The sequence below is a fragment of the Sulfurimonas sp. NWX367 genome (genome assembly GCF_039667065.1).
Classification (GTDB): domain Bacteria; phylum Campylobacterota; class Campylobacteria; order Campylobacterales; family Sulfurimonadaceae; genus Sulfurimonas; species Sulfurimonas hydrogeniphila.
The window spans coordinates 186950-202171 of the sequence record NZ_JALCZM010000003.1; the positions used below are offsets into that span (position 1 = coordinate 186950).

19 protein-coding genes are annotated in these 15222 nt (G+C 37.9%); 4 read left to right on the forward strand and 15 right to left on the reverse strand.

Annotated elements, in window-relative coordinates:
- Nucleotides 1–112: 112 nt before the first annotated feature.
- The 15 genes from MNY28_RS09640 to rplM all read right to left on the reverse strand — a co-directional run bounded on the left by MNY28_RS09640 (nt 113) and on the right by rplM (nt 12406).
- A complete protein-coding gene (locus MNY28_RS09640) occupies nt 113–577 on the reverse strand; it encodes a hypothetical protein (protein ID WP_346389703.1) in 465 nt (154 codons plus the stop codon).
- Nucleotides 578–585: 8 nt separating this feature from the next.
- Nucleotides 586–1635: a hypothetical protein gene (locus MNY28_RS09645; RefSeq protein WP_346389704.1), complete on the reverse strand. Its 1050-nt coding sequence runs from the start codon at nt 1633–1635 to the stop codon at nt 586–588.
- 82 nt (nt 1636–1717) lie between these two features.
- Nucleotides 1718–2818 carry a tyrosine-type recombinase/integrase gene (locus MNY28_RS09650; RefSeq protein WP_346389705.1) on the reverse strand — a complete coding sequence of 367 codons (1101 nt, stop codon included), beginning with the start codon at nt 2816–2818 and terminating at the stop codon, nt 1718–1720.
- Nucleotides 2819–2988: 170 nt separating this feature from the next.
- Nucleotides 2989–3480, reverse strand: coding sequence for a hypothetical protein (locus MNY28_RS09655; RefSeq protein ID WP_346389706.1), 492 nt, complete (start codon nt 3478–3480; stop codon nt 2989–2991).
- A gap of 8 nt (nt 3481–3488) precedes the next feature.
- Nucleotides 3489–3791, reverse strand: a complete 303-nt coding sequence (locus MNY28_RS09660; RefSeq protein WP_151899464.1) for a hypothetical protein — start codon at nt 3789–3791, stop codon at nt 3489–3491.
- Nucleotides 3791–4306, reverse strand: coding sequence for an S-ribosylhomocysteine lyase (luxS, locus tag MNY28_RS09665; RefSeq protein ID WP_346389707.1), 516 nt, complete (start codon nt 4304–4306; stop codon nt 3791–3793). The genes MNY28_RS09660 and luxS overlap by 1 nt, the downstream gene beginning before the upstream one ends.
- A gap of 352 nt (nt 4307–4658) precedes the next feature.
- The gene (locus MNY28_RS09670) at nt 4659–5615 is read right to left on the reverse strand and encodes a thiamine pyrophosphate-dependent enzyme (RefSeq protein WP_226066313.1); all 957 of its coding nucleotides are present in this window, start codon (nt 5613–5615) and stop codon (nt 4659–4661) included.
- A gap of 9 nt (nt 5616–5624) precedes the next feature.
- Nucleotides 5625–6848: a 2-oxoacid:ferredoxin oxidoreductase subunit alpha gene (locus MNY28_RS09675; RefSeq protein WP_346389708.1), complete on the reverse strand. Its 1224-nt coding sequence runs from the start codon at nt 6846–6848 to the stop codon at nt 5625–5627.
- On the reverse strand, nt 6849–7244 hold the full coding sequence (locus MNY28_RS09680) for a 4Fe-4S dicluster-binding protein (protein ID WP_346389709.1): 396 nt from the start codon (nt 7242–7244) through the stop codon (nt 6849–6851).
- 10 nt (nt 7245–7254) lie between these two features.
- Complete coding sequence (locus MNY28_RS09685) at nt 7255–7812, reverse strand: pyruvate flavodoxin oxidoreductase subunit gamma (RefSeq protein WP_346389710.1); 558 nt, start codon at nt 7810–7812, stop codon at nt 7255–7257.
- Between the two features lie 112 nt (nt 7813–7924).
- Nucleotides 7925–8578 (reverse strand): HAD family hydrolase, encoded by a 654-nt coding sequence (locus MNY28_RS09690; RefSeq protein WP_346389711.1) that lies wholly within the window; start codon nt 8576–8578, stop codon nt 7925–7927.
- Nucleotide 8579: 1 nt separating this feature from the next.
- The gene (locus tag MNY28_RS09695) at nt 8580–10097 is read right to left on the reverse strand and encodes a peptide-binding protein (protein ID WP_346389712.1); all 1518 of its coding nucleotides are present in this window, start codon (nt 10095–10097) and stop codon (nt 8580–8582) included.
- Nucleotides 10097–11452, reverse strand: a complete 1356-nt coding sequence (locus tag MNY28_RS09700) for a hypothetical protein (RefSeq protein WP_346389713.1) — start codon at nt 11450–11452, stop codon at nt 10097–10099. Before MNY28_RS09700 ends, MNY28_RS09695 begins: the two co-directional genes overlap by 1 nt.
- Nucleotides 11453–11579: 127 nt before the next feature.
- Nucleotides 11580–11972, reverse strand: coding sequence for a 30S ribosomal protein S9 (rpsI, locus tag MNY28_RS09705; protein ID WP_151899451.1), 393 nt, complete (start codon nt 11970–11972; stop codon nt 11580–11582).
- 11 nt (nt 11973–11983) lie between these two features.
- Complete coding sequence (rplM, locus tag MNY28_RS09710) at nt 11984–12406, reverse strand: 50S ribosomal protein L13 (RefSeq protein WP_151899450.1); 423 nt, start codon at nt 12404–12406, stop codon at nt 11984–11986.
- A gap of 118 nt (nt 12407–12524) precedes the next feature.
- Between rplM and modA the strand changes: the two genes are divergently transcribed.
- Genes modA through MNY28_RS09730 form a run of 4 tightly spaced genes read left to right on the forward strand, consistent with a single transcriptional unit; the run spans nt 12525 to nt 15185 of the window.
- A complete protein-coding gene (gene modA / locus MNY28_RS09715) occupies nt 12525–13271 on the forward strand; it encodes a molybdate ABC transporter substrate-binding protein (RefSeq protein WP_346389714.1) in 747 nt (248 codons plus the stop codon).
- Nucleotides 13268–13666, forward strand: coding sequence for a TOBE domain-containing protein (locus MNY28_RS09720; protein WP_151899448.1), 399 nt, complete (start codon nt 13268–13270; stop codon nt 13664–13666). Before modA ends, MNY28_RS09720 begins: the two co-directional genes overlap by 4 nt.
- On the forward strand, nt 13663–14334 hold the full coding sequence (gene modB, locus MNY28_RS09725) for a molybdate ABC transporter permease subunit (protein ID WP_151899447.1): 672 nt from the start codon (nt 13663–13665) through the stop codon (nt 14332–14334). The genes MNY28_RS09720 and modB overlap by 4 nt, the downstream gene beginning before the upstream one ends.
- Nucleotides 14331–15185: an ATP-binding cassette domain-containing protein gene (locus tag MNY28_RS09730; protein WP_346389715.1), complete on the forward strand. Its 855-nt coding sequence runs from the start codon at nt 14331–14333 to the stop codon at nt 15183–15185. Before modB ends, MNY28_RS09730 begins: the two co-directional genes overlap by 4 nt.
- Nucleotides 15186–15222 lie beyond the last annotated feature (37 nt).

A 15222-nucleotide genomic window follows, 5' to 3' on the forward strand; every position in this document is an offset into this window, starting at 1 on the left:
TTTTTTGATTTATTGAAAATTACTGCATTAAAAGTTTAATGTTTTGTATCTTTAAATCACTCTTGCGAGTGAAGACAGAAAGAGGAGAAAGAAAGAAAGAAAGAAGAATTCTTTATCTAAAATTATAATTTGGTGTAGTTGTAGATATAAGCTGTGGATACTCTTGAACCTTACACCACTTATAACCCTCTTTGCGATAATACCCTGGGATTTTTTTCTTTACTATTTTAGATTTATAGCAGTTCTCGTAAGTCCCTGATATTTTCCATAAATCATAATGCTTTTTATCTTTGATTTTATAGTTATTTTTGTAAGTTTTTGTTTGGTAGATTTTTAGTTGATTATTTACAATCTCGTAGTTATAGATAGTATTTGTAGTTTGGTTTTTCACTTCTCCCGTCTTATTAAAAATAAGAGTATAAACCTCTCCTCTTTTTTTGGAGAACTCTTTACCAAAGGAGGTAAAACCATTCAGTTTGAGTGATGATACCTCCCACACACCTGTAATATTTTTAGTGGTGTATGGTTGACCATATAAACTAAAAGATACTAAAAGTAATAATATAGTTTTTTTCACTTTACTATCTATGCCTTAATATTATATTTTTTCTTTAATGCTTCATAGGCTCTCAAAGCAGATAGCTGGTTGTATTTTTTTAATAATACAACGAGATTATCTGATTCCTCCTTGTATTTCTCAAGACCAGAAAAATATTCAACAGTATCTCTATCCATATATTTAGTAAAAAAGTCTGCTAATTCTTTAGAATATCCTTTATCAAGATATTTTAAACCATTAATTATATCTATATACTCATGCTCAGTGAAATAATATTCATCTCCACGAATCTTTTTTATAGCCATAGCCTCTTCGATGGTATCAATATCATCAAAACCAGAAGCATATATACCGAATCCAAAAACAGAAATTCCAGAAGCAACTAATGGATCCGAATAATATGTTTCAAATGCATTAAAGGCTTTTTTGTAATTGTTATCTTTAATACTTTTAAAATTATTGTCTGTCAATAAATTTGCTATATTGCTGTAGCTTATTGAACTCAATTTCTCCTCAGTTTTTTCTGTCATACTACCAATATATAAGTGTAATGCCATTGTTGAAAAAAACAGAACTACCAATACTGCAGCAGTTTTTAAAATAAATCTCATTATTTTAGTTTTAAAAATCAAGTTAATTTTTTGGAACCCAAAATTTAAGATTTTCAATGTCAAAGGCAGTAATATTATAGCCAAAGCAATCACTCCAAAGATAGCAACAACAGGCCAAATAGCATCTAATTTTGCTCCACCCATAAATAATTTAATAATAGTAAATATATAAATAGCGGCCACAACCAACGCTAAACTTCTATAATATTTTAAATAAAAATTACTCATATTTGTAGGGCTTAAAAATTTTGTTTTATAACCATAAAAATAAAACCAAATTAAAAGTGCCAAAGGAGCTGCCAATCCAAATACTATTGCTATTAGAGCAATAGCCACAAGTCCAGCCCATCCTTGTGCATTTCCCAACATAACTTCACTTACTGCTGAACCACTTTTAGGATTTAAATTAACTTCTTCTCGAGAGTTATCATAATAAAGCTTTCCATCTTTATCAGTGTATGCCATTAATTTTCCTTATATTTTTGTGGAAAGTATTATATCTCCCCCCCCTTATATAAATATTAAAATTAACATTTTTTATCAATTTTTATGATTTCAATCTAATTAATTCCCAATATCTATTATATGCCTCTTCAATATCTTTATATTCAAAACTTAAATAGTGATTGATAACTCCTCTTTGTTTATGATTTAGACAACTATCAGCAAGAACACTATCAATCTTTAAATCTTTAATCATAATTGACAAAAGTAGCCGTCTCATGTCATGAGGAGATATTCTCTTATTGTTAAAAGTTTCAATATTTGCTAACTTTACCAATCTTTGGAATACTTGATACATAGAACCTTTTTTGACTGTTGGGAAAATCAAACCTGATTTTATAGTTTTCAAATATGGTATAACTTCTTCGGGGATGGGATATCTATAATCTTCTTTTGTTTTTGTTATAGTTTTTGGTGCGATAATCATTTTTCTATCTAAATAACAATCTTCAATCGTTAATTGTCTTAATTCTCCGTGTCTATGAGCTGTCATTACAATCATCATTAAATATGCTCTCATTTCTTCTTTTTGATTATAAGCAAGTGCTTCATATTTCGGAACTGCATTATATAATTTTCTTACTATATCAAGATTATTTTCAAATGTTCTTAACTCTATTTTCTCACGAACTGGCATATTATATGTTTCTATCATATCAACGACATTAGTATGTATTCTTCCGTTTTTCATTTCTTCAATAAAAATAGGACGAACAATTCTTTTAAATTGATTTTTCGTTGAATTTTCAACATGGGACATATTGTCATCGTATAATTTTCTTAAATCTTCATAAGTGATTTTTGATAATTTCTTATAACCGATTGTATTTCTAATATATTTATTATAAAAATAATCATAACTTTCTACTGTTCTTGCTCTCCAAGTACCATTTTTTAACGAAATTTTCTTTCTTTCGTCATAAAGTTCATTTAGTGTTTCTTTTGTCAAAACAAATGGGTTTCTACCTTTTGAAATTTCAATCTTGATTTCTGCTAATTTTTCTAATGTTTTCTTTTTAGTTTTACACCCATACAATTTAGTAAAATTTTTCACTGGATACTCTCTACCCTGATACATAAATCTTACATAATAATTCTCTGTTCCATTCTTCAAAGTCTTAACTGTTATATTATCTTTTTTCATACCGTTTCCTTGTCTTATGACAGTATAGCAGTATTTTAATTTTATACGACTTTTTATACGAGTTAAACTGTAATAAAGTGGTTCAAAGTGGTTCAAAATAAAAATCAGATTATTGATTAGACCCCACAAATAGGGGTATTAAGTAGGTATTTAAGGAGTTATGGAAATGTTTATAAACCATTGCCCCACATGTGCATTTTTTTTGCCATGACCAGATCATATTCAGGCAGTATGTCTATGGCATTGGGGGCACGAAATTCAAATTTTTCCAACAGCTCTTTTGTCTTTTCTATATCCATTGTTCCTTTTTTTTGCATAATTATCACATTTGCCGTATTTGCAAGTGTTGTGTAGGCAATTCTGAGGAGCAGCTCCGGGTTTTGATGCCTAAAAAAAACATCTTTGAAAATTACGATGTCATGATCTCTGGGCAATGCACGAAAAGGTTTTGAAAAATTTGGTATATACTCTATTTTAATCTCTTTGAGGGCATCGGGAATTTGCAGCTTTTTTTCTGTATAAAGGGCTAAATGAAACTCACCCTCAACTGCTGCAATCATTTTTTGCAAAGCAAGGGTCGTTGCATCAATTTTGTCGGTAATCTGAATATAGTGATTTCCCGGCAGAGGGTTAAAAAGTTCTAAAAACTGTTTTAACTCCATTGTTTTTCCTAATATGCAAGATCATGCAGTTCTCGAAATAAATACGCTTCTACAATCTCATCAATCGTTTTTTGCGTATGTGCAACGAGTACCATCATGGACATATTCATAAAGTCCATAACAGGTTCACCATCGCTGTTTACAACAACGGCTTCAGACCAGTTCTCAAAACCGTCGTATGTGTCACAATGCAGTACCTCTACAAGTTCACCCTCTTCTATACGAAGCTGTGCCCATGTTTTTGCTTCTAAAACCGGTGTAATCTCGGCTTCTTGCACATCTGCAGTGTTCATCGGTACTAAAACCAACATTAGCTGTTTATCTCTTTAAGTTTCTTTTTACTCAGTTGCAGTTTTTTGTTATCCATCACGCCTATTTTATTCGAAAGAATGTCACTGGCAATTTTTTTGGCATTTTTAAGAGAGTGCATTTTATAGGTTCCGCACTGATAAATATTGAGTTCAGGAATATCTTTTTTGCTCTTTACATGTAAGACATCTTCCATAGATTTTTTCCAGGCCTTTGCCACTCTTTTTTCATCAGGAGTTCCAATTACCGACATATAGAATCCTGTACGGCATCCCATCGGCGAGAGGTCTATAATTTCAACATTTTTGGAATTTAAATGATTGCGCATAAATCCTGCAAAAAGGTGTTCCAAGGTATGAATTCCCCGTCCGTCCATTTTGTCTTCGTTTGGTTTGTAAAAACGCAAGTCAAAAACTGTAATTTTGTCTCCGCACGGTGTTTTCATAACTTTTGCTTTACGCACTGCAGGTGCCGGCATAATTGTGTGGTCAACGGTAAATGAGTCTAATAATGGCATGAGTCTATTCCTTAGTTTATATTATATGTATTTTAGCGAAAAAAATTGATGATAAATTGAAGGATGAAAGCAGGCATGAATTTTAGCCCGGACTGAAGTCTCTATGCCGTTAAGTTAAGAAAATAATGCTTTCTCGGAAGCGGTACTTCAGTGCCGGCTGTTGGAATAGTCTTGCCACTCCCAGCCCGGACTGAAGTCCGGGTTCCGAAAAATAAAGAAGTTTTAGATTTACTGTAGTTTGTGCCAAAGTCAGAAAAAGGCTAGGCTAACAGCCTGCCGTTTCTGACTTTTGTGTACCCCAAGGGCACTTTGTCGCTTTGCTCGGGCGCTAATGCGGTGAAGATGAAACTTCTTAAACGCGAGCTTCTTCTCGGCGGTTTAAGTACTCCCAGTTTGCATCTACACGTTCTTGCCACTCTTTAATAAGATGTTTGTATTCATCTTTAAAAAGATGCTTGAAACGTCCCTGTGCAGCCAGATATTCTTCAACAGGAATAACGTTTTTTGGTCTGTATGTTATGTTTAACTCATGCCCGTCAATGATTTCATAAAGCGGAAATACCAACGAATCAGTCGCAAGGTCCGTTAACAGCATCGTATCTTTTGGGTCAAATTTCCACTCGGTTGTACAAGGAGAAACTGCATTGATAAATACAGGCCCCTCCACTGCCATACCGTGTTGGATTTTTTTCACCATATCTTTCCATTTGTTTGGAGCTACCTGCGCCGCATACGGAATACCGTGGCTTGCCATAATGCTTACCATGTCTTTTTTGTTTTTCTTCTCACCGTAGCTTACACGACCTGCCGGTGCAGTTGTTGTGCTTGAACCGATCGGTGTTGAAGAGGAACGCTGTCCGCCCGTATTTGCATATACTTCATTGTCTAAAACAACATGCATCATATTGTGCCCACGCTCCATACAGCCTGAAATCCACTGAAAACCAATATCGTAAGAAGCACCGTCACCGGCAAAAGATACGAATTTAGGATTACGGTCAGGCTGCTTGAGACGGCCTTTGCGTTTTAATGCATTATACATGGCTTCAGCTCCTGCAACAGCAGTTGAGCCGTTTTCAAAACCGATATGAATCCATGAAGCATCCCATGAAGTATAAGGATACACTGCTGTACAAACTTCTAAACATCCGGTAGATGCTGAAAGAACCAGGTCATCATTCGTTGCATTTAAAACTTCACGAACAATGATAGAGTGTGCACAACCAGGGCAAAGAAGGTTTGCCCCTTCAAAACGGTCTGCTGATGTAGAAAACTCTTTTAAGTTTTTAATTTTTTTCATTTCACTCATCGTTTTTTCCTATAAAAATTGTAATTTCGGTCCACGAACACCGATAAATTGTTGTAGTGGAGTAAGCACCTTGCCGGCATCAGCATTTGCCTGCAGTTCAGTATACAGGTCTGTGAGATGTCTTTTTGTTAAATCTCTCCCGCCAAGACCATAAATGTAACCCGAAAGTAAGGCTTTTGTATCTGTGTTAAAAAGTGCACCCGCAATTTCATTAAAAAGCATACCCGGCGCTCCGTTTGGAGACGAACGGTCAAGTGCTGCTATAGCTTTTACATCTTTAAGCGCTTCTTGAATTTCAAAAAACGGAAACGGTCGAATAACGCGAAGTCCGACAACACCGGCCTTAACACCCTTTTCTCTCATCTCGGTTGCCACTTCACGGGCAGTTTCCACTGAAGTACCCATACATACAACACACACATCCGCATCATCCATATCATATTTTTCAACGATATTGTATTTGCGTCCTGAGAGTTTCTCGAACTCATCAAAGGCTGCTTGAATCTTTGGCATTACTTTTGTCATAAGGTCATTATGCTGGCGTGCTTTATGTTCAAAATGCCAGTCTTCTTCTGTTTGTACTCCGTGTGTTACCGGGTGTTCAAAATCAAGCATATCGTTCATAGGCTTGAAATCACCTACAAAACTGTATGCGGTATCATCATCAAGTGTATGCACACCCTGTGCTGTATGTGAAGTCATGAAACCATCCTGGTGTACCATACACGGCAGTCTCACATCATGATCTTCAGCCACTTTAAAAGCGATAAAGTTCAAGTCATACGCATCCTGAGGGCAGTATGCATCAAGCTGTATCCAACCGCAGTCGCGTCCAAGATACATATCTGAATGGTCACCATTTACGTTCAGCGGTGCAGCCAATGCACGGTTTACGACATTTAAGACAATCGGCAAACGCATACCGGAAGCCTGATAAAGCGTTTCAACCATTAAAGCAAAACCCTGTGAAGATGTTGCGGTAGCAACACGCCCGCCGGCAGCTGCAGCACCGATACATCCTGACATTGCCGCATGTTCAGACTCAACCATTACGAATTCACCCTCGACATAGTTGTCTGCCAAAAATTTTGCATATCCCTCAACTATAGGAGTTGACGGCGTAATCGGGTATGCGGAAACAACATCAATTTGACACTGTCTCATTGCCTGCGCAGCTGCAAAGTTTCCATCCCATACTTCGATATCTCTTAATTCCATTTTATCAAATGCCATCTATTTCTCCTTTGTCTCTTTAGCAGGCCAATTTGCTATTTCTGTTTCTTCGTCTGCCTGTTCCGGAAACATTAAAAGTGATTTTGGGTTTGTAGGACAAACCTCAACACAAATTCCGCACCCTTTACAGTGATCCATATCTATACCTATCATCTTTTTGTCTCTTGAAATAATTGAAATATCCGGACAGTAGACCCAGCAAAATTGGCAATCAATACAAAAATCCTTATTAAAAACCGGTTTTTCAATTCTCCAGTCAGCAACACTTGCAGAAAAAGAGCTGTTTTGTGAATACGGACGGTCTTCTTGGAGTGTACCCGCAATATCTTCTACTGCACCATCAAATGTACGAAGCATTGCTCCGATTTCAAATTCGTCCCAACCTGTATTTGCCATCTATAGCTCCTTATTTTACTTCATCATATGCGCGCTGTATGGCGATCATATTTGCATCAACAATTTTCTTAGGCAGTTTATCTAATATTCTCATCATATTCTCTTTAAAGAATTCAATATCATACATACCCGATATCTTCATAAAAGCACCAAGCATCGGTGTATTAGGAATAGGACGCCCAATCGTTTCTTGCGCAATTTTAATACAGTCAACCGTGTAAACATCTTTGCCCTCAAGTTTTGGCTGAGAGGCGACAAGTTCTTCTGTACTCATATGCGTTGTAATGATGTATTTTGTATTGTCTTTCCCGTTTACCGTAACATCTGTTGTGTATACCAAAGCGGGATCTATGACAAAGACATAATCAGGCTCCATATATTTTTCATGATTCATGATTACTTTATCATCCACACGATTATATGCTGTCATCGCAGCCCCACGTTTTGCAGAACCGTAAAACGCAAATGCCTGTACATGTTTACCAGTTGTAGAAATAACGTCTGCCAAACCCTTGGCACCTGTAACAGCACCTTGGCCAGCACGACTATGCCATCTAATCTCTAGCATAAATTCTCCTTCAATTTTCAAGAAACTTACTTTAACAATTTTTGTCAATTCTTAAGCTCTATTTTAGAACAGACCCACTTAAAGTTAGCTTGATAATATGATTAAGATTAACTTATACTATAAAGTGTGCGGTTTTTCTACTTTTCAGGTAACCGATTGCATCCAAAGAATCATTAAATATAATGTCAGAAAACTTTTTTAAACTTTTTTTCTCTTCATATCCACTCAAAACACCGATGGAATTGACACCGGCATTTTTTGCCGACAACAGATCCATCTGTGTATCTCCGATCATCCATATCTCTTTGTTTTTTGTATCAAAACTCTGCAGTGCTTTTAAAATCGGTTCCGCATGCGGTTTGGGATTTTGCACATGTTCTCTGCCTACAAGGACCTCAAATTTATCCATTAATCCGAAATGTTCCATTAAAATCCGGGAATATTTTCCTGTTTTTGTTGTCACTATTCCCAAAGAAGCAAATGCTGCTGCCGCTTCTACGGCCTCTTTGGCATTGGGCAGGAGTTTTGTTTTTTGCGTGGAAATTTCTCTGTAATGCTCTTTGTAGGTAGTGACAAAATCCAAAACAAGCGCTTCATCCACCCCGAGTTCTCTGTACATTACATCCAAAGGATGGCCGATAAGCGCCTTTATCTGTGCATCAGCGGGTACAGAGAAGCCGTGCACTGCAAAAGAGTTGTGAAAACTCTCCAAAATTGCCTCTGTCGAGTCTATAAGTGTGCCGTCCAAATCAAATAATATTATCACGTCAGTTTTTCTCCCATTGTATGTAGTTGTGCCATATACCGCTTTGTGCCGGTTGAATATGCTTTATCTTTTTGTTCACGGCCGTGATGGAATTTGGAATATACAAAAAAAGATAAGGGTTGTCCTCTGCAATGATTTTAAACATCTTTCTCCACAGCTCTCCCAGTTTTTTTCTGTCAATTGTCGCCTGTGATTTTTCTATCATTGCGTCTATTTCACTGTTGTGATAGCCTACAAGGTTAAAACCGCCCGGTTTATCGCTTTTTGAGTGCCAGAACATATAGGGGTCGGGTGTAGGTGAGAGTCCCCAGCCCAAAAGAACCGTGTCAAATTTATGCGGAAAAACCACCATATTTAAAAAGGCCTGCCACTCCATGACTCTCAGCTTGACAATTACACCGGCTTTTTTGAGCTGATACTGCAGGATTTCTGCCGCATAGGGGCGAATCGAGCTGGCGTTTGATGTGGCTATTTCAAAAGTAAAAGGGTGCTGCTCGTCATAACCTGCCTCTTTAAGCAGTCTTTTTGCCTCCCCAATATTTTGTGTCGGAGCTTTGACATCAGGATTAAAGGCAATTGTTCCCGGCAGAAACGGACCCGTGCAGACCTTTGCATGTTTTAAAAAAAGGATGTCGATGAGTTCCTGCCTGTCAATCGCCAAAGAGAGTGCGCGTCTGACTTTCGGATTTTGAAACTTCTTTTTTCGCAGATTAAATCCGAGATATGTATAGGAGAGAGTGATTTTTTCATATATATTGAAGTTTTCAAAAAATTTCTGAGTAAGCTGTCTTTCATAGACGAAAGGCTCTACACTGCCGATATCCAGTTGTCCTGATTTAAGCATCAAAAATCTTGTCATTGCATCACCGATAACATGGAAAGAAACAGTATCTATCTTTGGTCTGCCCTCGAAATACGCATCAAAAGCAGAGAGCTCTATATTTTTTGAGTATTCAAGACGCGTCAGTTTATAGGGACCTGTCCCTGTCGGATGTGTATTAAAAGAGGCGTTCATCAGGTTTTTTTCGTTTTTTAAAATATGTTCGGGGAGTATCCCCATCATCCATGTCTCAAGTGCCTTAAAGTAAGGTTTTGTGTATCGTACTTCTATTTTGTAGTCATTGATAATCCTGACGCTTTTGACAAAACGAAAATCTGAACTGTAAGGAGAAACTATTTTATCTGAGAGAAGTGTTTTATAGGTAAAGAGTACATCCTTGGCACTGAATTTTTTGCCGTCATGCCACAAAACATTTTTTTTCAGTTCAAAAACAAGTGTTTTATTGTCTTTAAAATAAAATTTCTCTGCCAAATCCCCTATAATCTCTTTGGAATCTTTGTCATATTTGACAAGCCCGTTAAATATAAAAGAGCTGATTTCCGAGGAAGAAGAATCTGTTGCCAAAACAGGATTGAGCCTTGAAGGATTTGACGATGTAGCCAGATGCAAAGTGGCTCCGTTGAGAGAGCCCAAGAAGAAACTCCAGGAAAAAAAAAGAAAAAAAACCGTCTTTGCCATTACTGTACAACTTTACCGTTTACTGTAAGTCTGCTGTCTGTAAATGCTATATCAAAATAGACACTCTGCGCATCCTCTTTTGCATAGGATACAATCACTGCTGCCAGAGGTGTATCTTCTATCATTTTGAGATAGAGTGCTTTTGCCACTTTTATTTTCATATTCATCTGTGCATTTGCAAGCAGCAACAGAGGTGACATCTTGAGTTTTTTGGCAAAATCTTTGTCCTGTGCTATTTTCAAATCACTTTGAATTTTCATACTGCCAAGTTCTTCAATCCTGTTGAGTGTTATATTTTCAAAGGAGAGGTCCGATACCTTTACATGTAAACCGTGTGCAAGCATGGCAAGCAAGGCCTGCTGTTTTATCTGTTTTGACTGTGTGAGTAACTGCGAAAATTTTTCATAGCTTTGTTTGTCCAGGTCCTCAATAGAGATATCGCTGTTGAATGCTTTGAGAGAAAAATTTAATTTATTTGCGTGAAATATCAAAGTATCTATAAAGCTTTTTGAATGCAATGCCACTTTGCCGTCTTTTTCAGAAGAAGAGGAAGCCATATCCACATTACCAAGAGATATATTGATATCATCCTGAGAATTTTTCATCAAAAACTTGATTTGAAATACTTTAGTATCCGTTGTATAGTGGGAAAAAGATGTAAATTCACTCCTGTTTTGCAAATTATTTATCTCAAAAGAGAGTGCATTTGCAGCATCTTCCAAAGCGAGCTTCATTGTTTGTAGATGAAAAGTCATATTTTCTGCTGCAAAAAGGCTTCCCTCTCCGCTGAACCTGACACCTTCTAACTGCATACGCACATTTGCATTCTTTTTTACACTGTAATGCGTATCTATATCTTTGACAAAGCCGTTAAAATCACTACTGAGCACATTGTACTCTACATGATACAAAAGCCCTTTTGTATTAAGAAAATCAGTAAAATATCTGTAGGCTTGCGGATTGTTTTTTTTCATCTCCTGCATAAGTGTATTTGCAAGCTGCAAAGGATATACCTCTACAGTCACAGCCTTTGAAAAGGGAATATTGCTGTAGGCAACATCTGCGCCTATTGTCGCACCTTGAAAAACTTTCTCTACAGCCGGCGGCACTGCTGATTTTGTGTAAGAACGTAAATAGTTTTGCAGTGCCTGTGTATCTTGCAAAACAAATTCAAAATGCTGTTTTGTGTTAAGATAACCGCTCTCTTTTGTACTCTTTTTAAGTACCAGACCCTGTGACTGCAAAACCTGAATATTTTCATCTATAAGTTTTTGCATGAAACTGTTGCCGAGAAACGGAAAAAGAAGCATTATGAGCATGGTAAACAGTGTGAGAATGAGCGTTGTTTTTTTCATATAAATACCTGCTTTTTTATGGAACAGACATTATATACTAATAGAGTTAATTTATTGTGTACTTTGCAAAGAGGAGATAAAAAAGAATTTTACCAATGCAAAAGGCATTGATAAAAATTCCAAACGATTAACGTTTAGAGAACTGGCGAGAACGACGAGCTTTACGCTTACCTGGCTTCTTACGTTCAACAACACGTGAGTCACGAGTCATCATACCTTCAGGTTTAAGCATTGCTTTTAATTCCGGGTTGTATGCTACCAAAGCACGGGAAATTCCGTGACGAAGTGCATCTGCCTGACCACCGAAACCACCGCCTAAAGTAGTAGCAACGATATCAACATTTGTTTCTTGTTTTGTTACTACCAATGGCTGTTTTACACGAAGTTTTTTCGCTTCAAGTCCACCCAACCATGCGTCTAACGAAAGACCGTTGATAGTGATTTTACCGGTTCCTGGAGTTAACCATACTTTTGCTACAGAGGCTTTACGACGACCTGTTGCATATATTTTATTTGCCATATAATCAGTCCTTATTTAGCAATTTGTGCAGTGTGAGGATGTTCAGCACCTGCATAAATTTTTAATTTTTTAAGCATTTTAGCACCAAGCTTTGTTTTAGGAAGCATACCGCGAGTTGCCAACTTATACAGTTTCTCAGGGTTCTTTTCTAAAAGCTCAGTCATTTTAACGCTCTTTGTACTACCGAAGTACCCAGAGTGAGAAAAATATTCTTTGTTTGCTATTTTTCCAAGACCGTTAAATTTTGCCTTAGAAGCATTGATGATAACTACATAGTCACCACAGTCGATATTAGGAGTAAAACACGGTTTATTTTTCCCACGAAGTATAGTAGCTACTTCAGTGATCATACGACCGAATGTTTTACCCTCAGCATCAATCAAAACCCATTTTTGATCGATTTGTTCAGGAGTTGCAATTTTTGTAAATTTCATTCTCGAACCCTTCAAGTAATTTTATTTGATGGAAGTATAGCCGTATAAACTTATAAACAACTGAATTTAAGTTATTTGTAAGTTTTGCCGATTAGGGTTTCTCTGCTATAATCTTGTAATGAAAAATTATCTTATTATACTTTTATTCTCCTTTACAACTGTTTTGGCGGGTACTCTCAACATTGCAACCGCGGCAAATGTCAGTTATGCCCTTCCCCGACTGATAAAAGAATTTCAGAAAAATAATCCGCAAACAAAAATACAAATGACTATAGGCAGCAGTGGAAAACTCACAGCACAGATAATGCACGGCGCACCTTATGACATTTTTCTCTCTGCAAATATGGCCTATCCAAAAAAATTATACGAAAAAGGCTTTGCTCTGACCAAACCGGTTGTGTATGCCCGGGGCGCGCTTGCTCTTTTTAGCACAAAAAAAAGAGAGTTTCAGCAGGGAACAGCTCTCGTTCTTGACAAAAACATCAGAACAATAGCCATAGCCAATCCGCAAACCGCACCTTACGGAATAGCAGCGCGTCAGGCACTGCAAAATGCCTCTTTGTATAAAAAAATCAAAAAGAAACTTGTTTACGGAGAGTCTGTCGGACAGACTGTTGCCTATGCAGTCACGGCAGCTGATTTGGGTTTTATCGCCAAGTCAGCACTCTTTTCTCCTAAAATGAAACAGTATGAAGAAGGCGTCAATTTTAAAGATGTTGATCCAAAACTCTACACACCCATTGCACAGGGTATTGTTTTGCTCAAACATGCCACAGACAATGCAGACGCACACTCTTTTTACACCTTTTTACTCTCACAACCGGCAAAAGAGATTTTCAAAGCGTACGGATACAGTGTACAATGAATACAATTCCAGCAAAAGCAGAGACAATCCAAACAGTACAAAACTTACATGTAGTACACTTTACATGTAATGAGAGCACGCTGGGCATGATGAGCCTTGAATTGCCCCAAACACTCACACAAAACACAGAAGTTCTCCTTACATGTAAACCCACAGCCATCGCCATAGCAAAAAATCTTCAGGGAGAACTGAGCCATGCAAACCAGTTACATGTAACGGTGCGTTCTATAGAAGTCGGAGAGCTCTTGTCTGTTGTAGAGTTACAGTTTTATGACAATGTTTTGGAGTCCATCATCACAAGCGATTCTTTGCAAAGAATGCAGTTGCATGTAGGGGAATCTGTCATCGCACTGATAAAATCAAGTGATTTGTCACTCAAGGAGATAGTTTCATGAGTTTTGAACCCTTTGTGCTCTCCTTCAAACTTGCGGCGTTGACAGCTTTTATTCTCTTTTGTATCGCCCTGCCGCTTGCATGGTTTCTCTCACAGACAAAATCACAAACAAAACCTTTTTTAGAAGCCCTTACAGCTTTGCCAATTGTTCTGCCCCCTTCTGTTTTGGGGTTTTATCTGCTTTGGGCATTTGCATACAGCTCCCCAATCGGTCACTTTTTTGAAGAGACTTTTGATGTCAAACTTGTTTTTTCTTTTACGGGACTTGTTGTGGCAAGTTGTTTTTACTCTTTGCCATTTATGGTGCAGCCTCTTCAAAACGGGTTTGAGAGTCTCAACAAAAATATGCTTGAGGCGAGTTACATTGCCGGCAAAAGCAAACTCCAGACTCTGTTTTTTGTCGCCCTGCCAAATATGAAACCGGCGGTACTCACTGCCGTCATTGTCACTTTTGCCCATACAGTCGGAGAATTCGGCGTAGTTTTAATGGTAGGCGGCAGCATACCGGGTGAGACAAAGGTGGCCTCTGTAGCCATTTATGAAATGGTGGAAAATATGGACTACACTGCCGCTCATATCTACAGCGCCATAATGGTGGGCATCTCTTTTGCAGTACTTCTGAGCGTCTACATCTTTAATGCCAGACACAACAGAAGGTTTGGATTATGATACATATAGATGTCACAAAAACACTTCACGGAGCCCAGGGCGTTATGCCTTTACATGTAAAGCTCAATATTAAAGAGGGCGAGTTTGTAGCCATCAGTGGGAAAAGCGGCAGCGGAAAGACTACACTTTTGAGAATTTTAGCAGGGCTTGAAGAGGCCAAAGGGAGCATCACTGTACAAAACAGCGTCTGGCTTGATGCAAAAGGGGCCCTGTCTGTTCAAAAAAGAGCCATCGGTTTTGTTTTTCAGGAGTATGCCCTTTTTGAAAATATGAGTGTAGAAAAAAATCTGCTTTTTGTCAACAATGACAAAAAATTAGCCGAGCATCTTTTGGAACTGAGTGAACTCTCCAGTCTCAAAGAACGCTATCCAAACAGCCTCAGCGGCGGGCAGAAACAGAGAGTCAGCATCTGCCGTGCCTTGATGAAAAAACCAAAAATACTACTGCTTGACGAACCGCTCTCGGCACTTGACCCTGCTATGCGGACAAAACTGCAAAACGAACTGCTTGTGCTGCATAAAGAGTTTGGCACGACAACCATTATGGTCAGTCACGACCCGAGCGAAATATACCGTCTTGCCTCTCGTGTCATCATTTTACAAAACGGAAAAATAATCAATGACGGCGCACCAAAAGAGGTTTTGCTCAAGACGCAGGGCAGTCAAAAATTTTCTTTTGAGGGAGAACTGCTCGATATTAAAAAAGCAGATGTCATCTACATCGCTGTTGTAGCCATAGGACAGCAACTCGTCGAGGTTGTCGTCAGTTCCACAGAAGCCAAAAATCTCCAAATCGGACAAAGTGTCAGACTCAGTACAAAGGCTTTTGCTCCGACTGTCACACAAAACTAAAGCTTTTTATTGGCTTAACGGTATTCCCCCCCCCGTT

Coding starts and splice junctions, on each gene's coding strand:
- rplM (WP_151899450.1), bottom strand. CDS start 12,406: ATGAAATTTACAAAAATTGCAACTCCTGAACAAATCGATCAAAAATGG.
- MNY28_RS09685 (WP_346389710.1), bottom strand. CDS start 7,812: ATGCTAGAGATTAGATGGCATAGTCGTGCTGGCCAAGGTGCTGTTACA.
- MNY28_RS09680 (WP_346389709.1), bottom strand. CDS start 7,244: ATGGCAAATACAGGTTGGGACGAATTTGAAATCGGAGCAATGCTTCGT.
- MNY28_RS09675 (WP_346389708.1), bottom strand. CDS start 6,848: ATGGCATTTGATAAAATGGAATTAAGAGATATCGAAGTATGGGATGGA.
- MNY28_RS09660 (WP_151899464.1), bottom strand. CDS start 3,791: ATGTTGGTTTTAGTACCGATGAACACTGCAGATGTGCAAGAAGCCGAG.
- MNY28_RS09695 (WP_346389712.1), bottom strand. CDS start 10,097: ATGGCAAAGACGGTTTTTTTTCTTTTTTTTTCCTGGAGTTTCTTCTTG.
- MNY28_RS09730 (WP_346389715.1), top strand. CDS start 14,331: ATGATACATATAGATGTCACAAAAACACTTCACGGAGCCCAGGGCGTT.
- MNY28_RS09655 (WP_346389706.1), bottom strand. CDS start 3,480: ATGGAGTTAAAACAGTTTTTAGAACTTTTTAACCCTCTGCCGGGAAAT.
- MNY28_RS09670 (WP_226066313.1), bottom strand. CDS start 5,615: ATGAGTGAAATGAAAAAAATTAAAAACTTAAAAGAGTTTTCTACATCA.
- rpsI (WP_151899451.1), bottom strand. CDS start 11,972: ATGGCAAATAAAATATATGCAACAGGTCGTCGTAAAGCCTCTGTAGCA.
- MNY28_RS09650 (WP_346389705.1), bottom strand. CDS start 2,818: ATGAAAAAAGATAATATAACAGTTAAGACTTTGAAGAATGGAACAGAG.
- MNY28_RS09720 (WP_151899448.1), top strand. CDS start 13,268: ATGAATACAATTCCAGCAAAAGCAGAGACAATCCAAACAGTACAAAAC.
- modB (WP_151899447.1), top strand. CDS start 13,663: ATGAGTTTTGAACCCTTTGTGCTCTCCTTCAAACTTGCGGCGTTGACA.
- MNY28_RS09645 (WP_346389704.1), bottom strand. CDS start 1,635: ATGGCATACACTGATAAAGATGGAAAGCTTTATTATGATAACTCTCGA.
- modA (WP_346389714.1), top strand. CDS start 12,525: ATGAAAAATTATCTTATTATACTTTTATTCTCCTTTACAACTGTTTTG.
- luxS (WP_346389707.1), bottom strand. CDS start 4,306: ATGCCATTATTAGACTCATTTACCGTTGACCACACAATTATGCCGGCA.
- MNY28_RS09700 (WP_346389713.1), bottom strand. CDS start 11,452: ATGAAAAAAACAACGCTCATTCTCACACTGTTTACCATGCTCATAATG.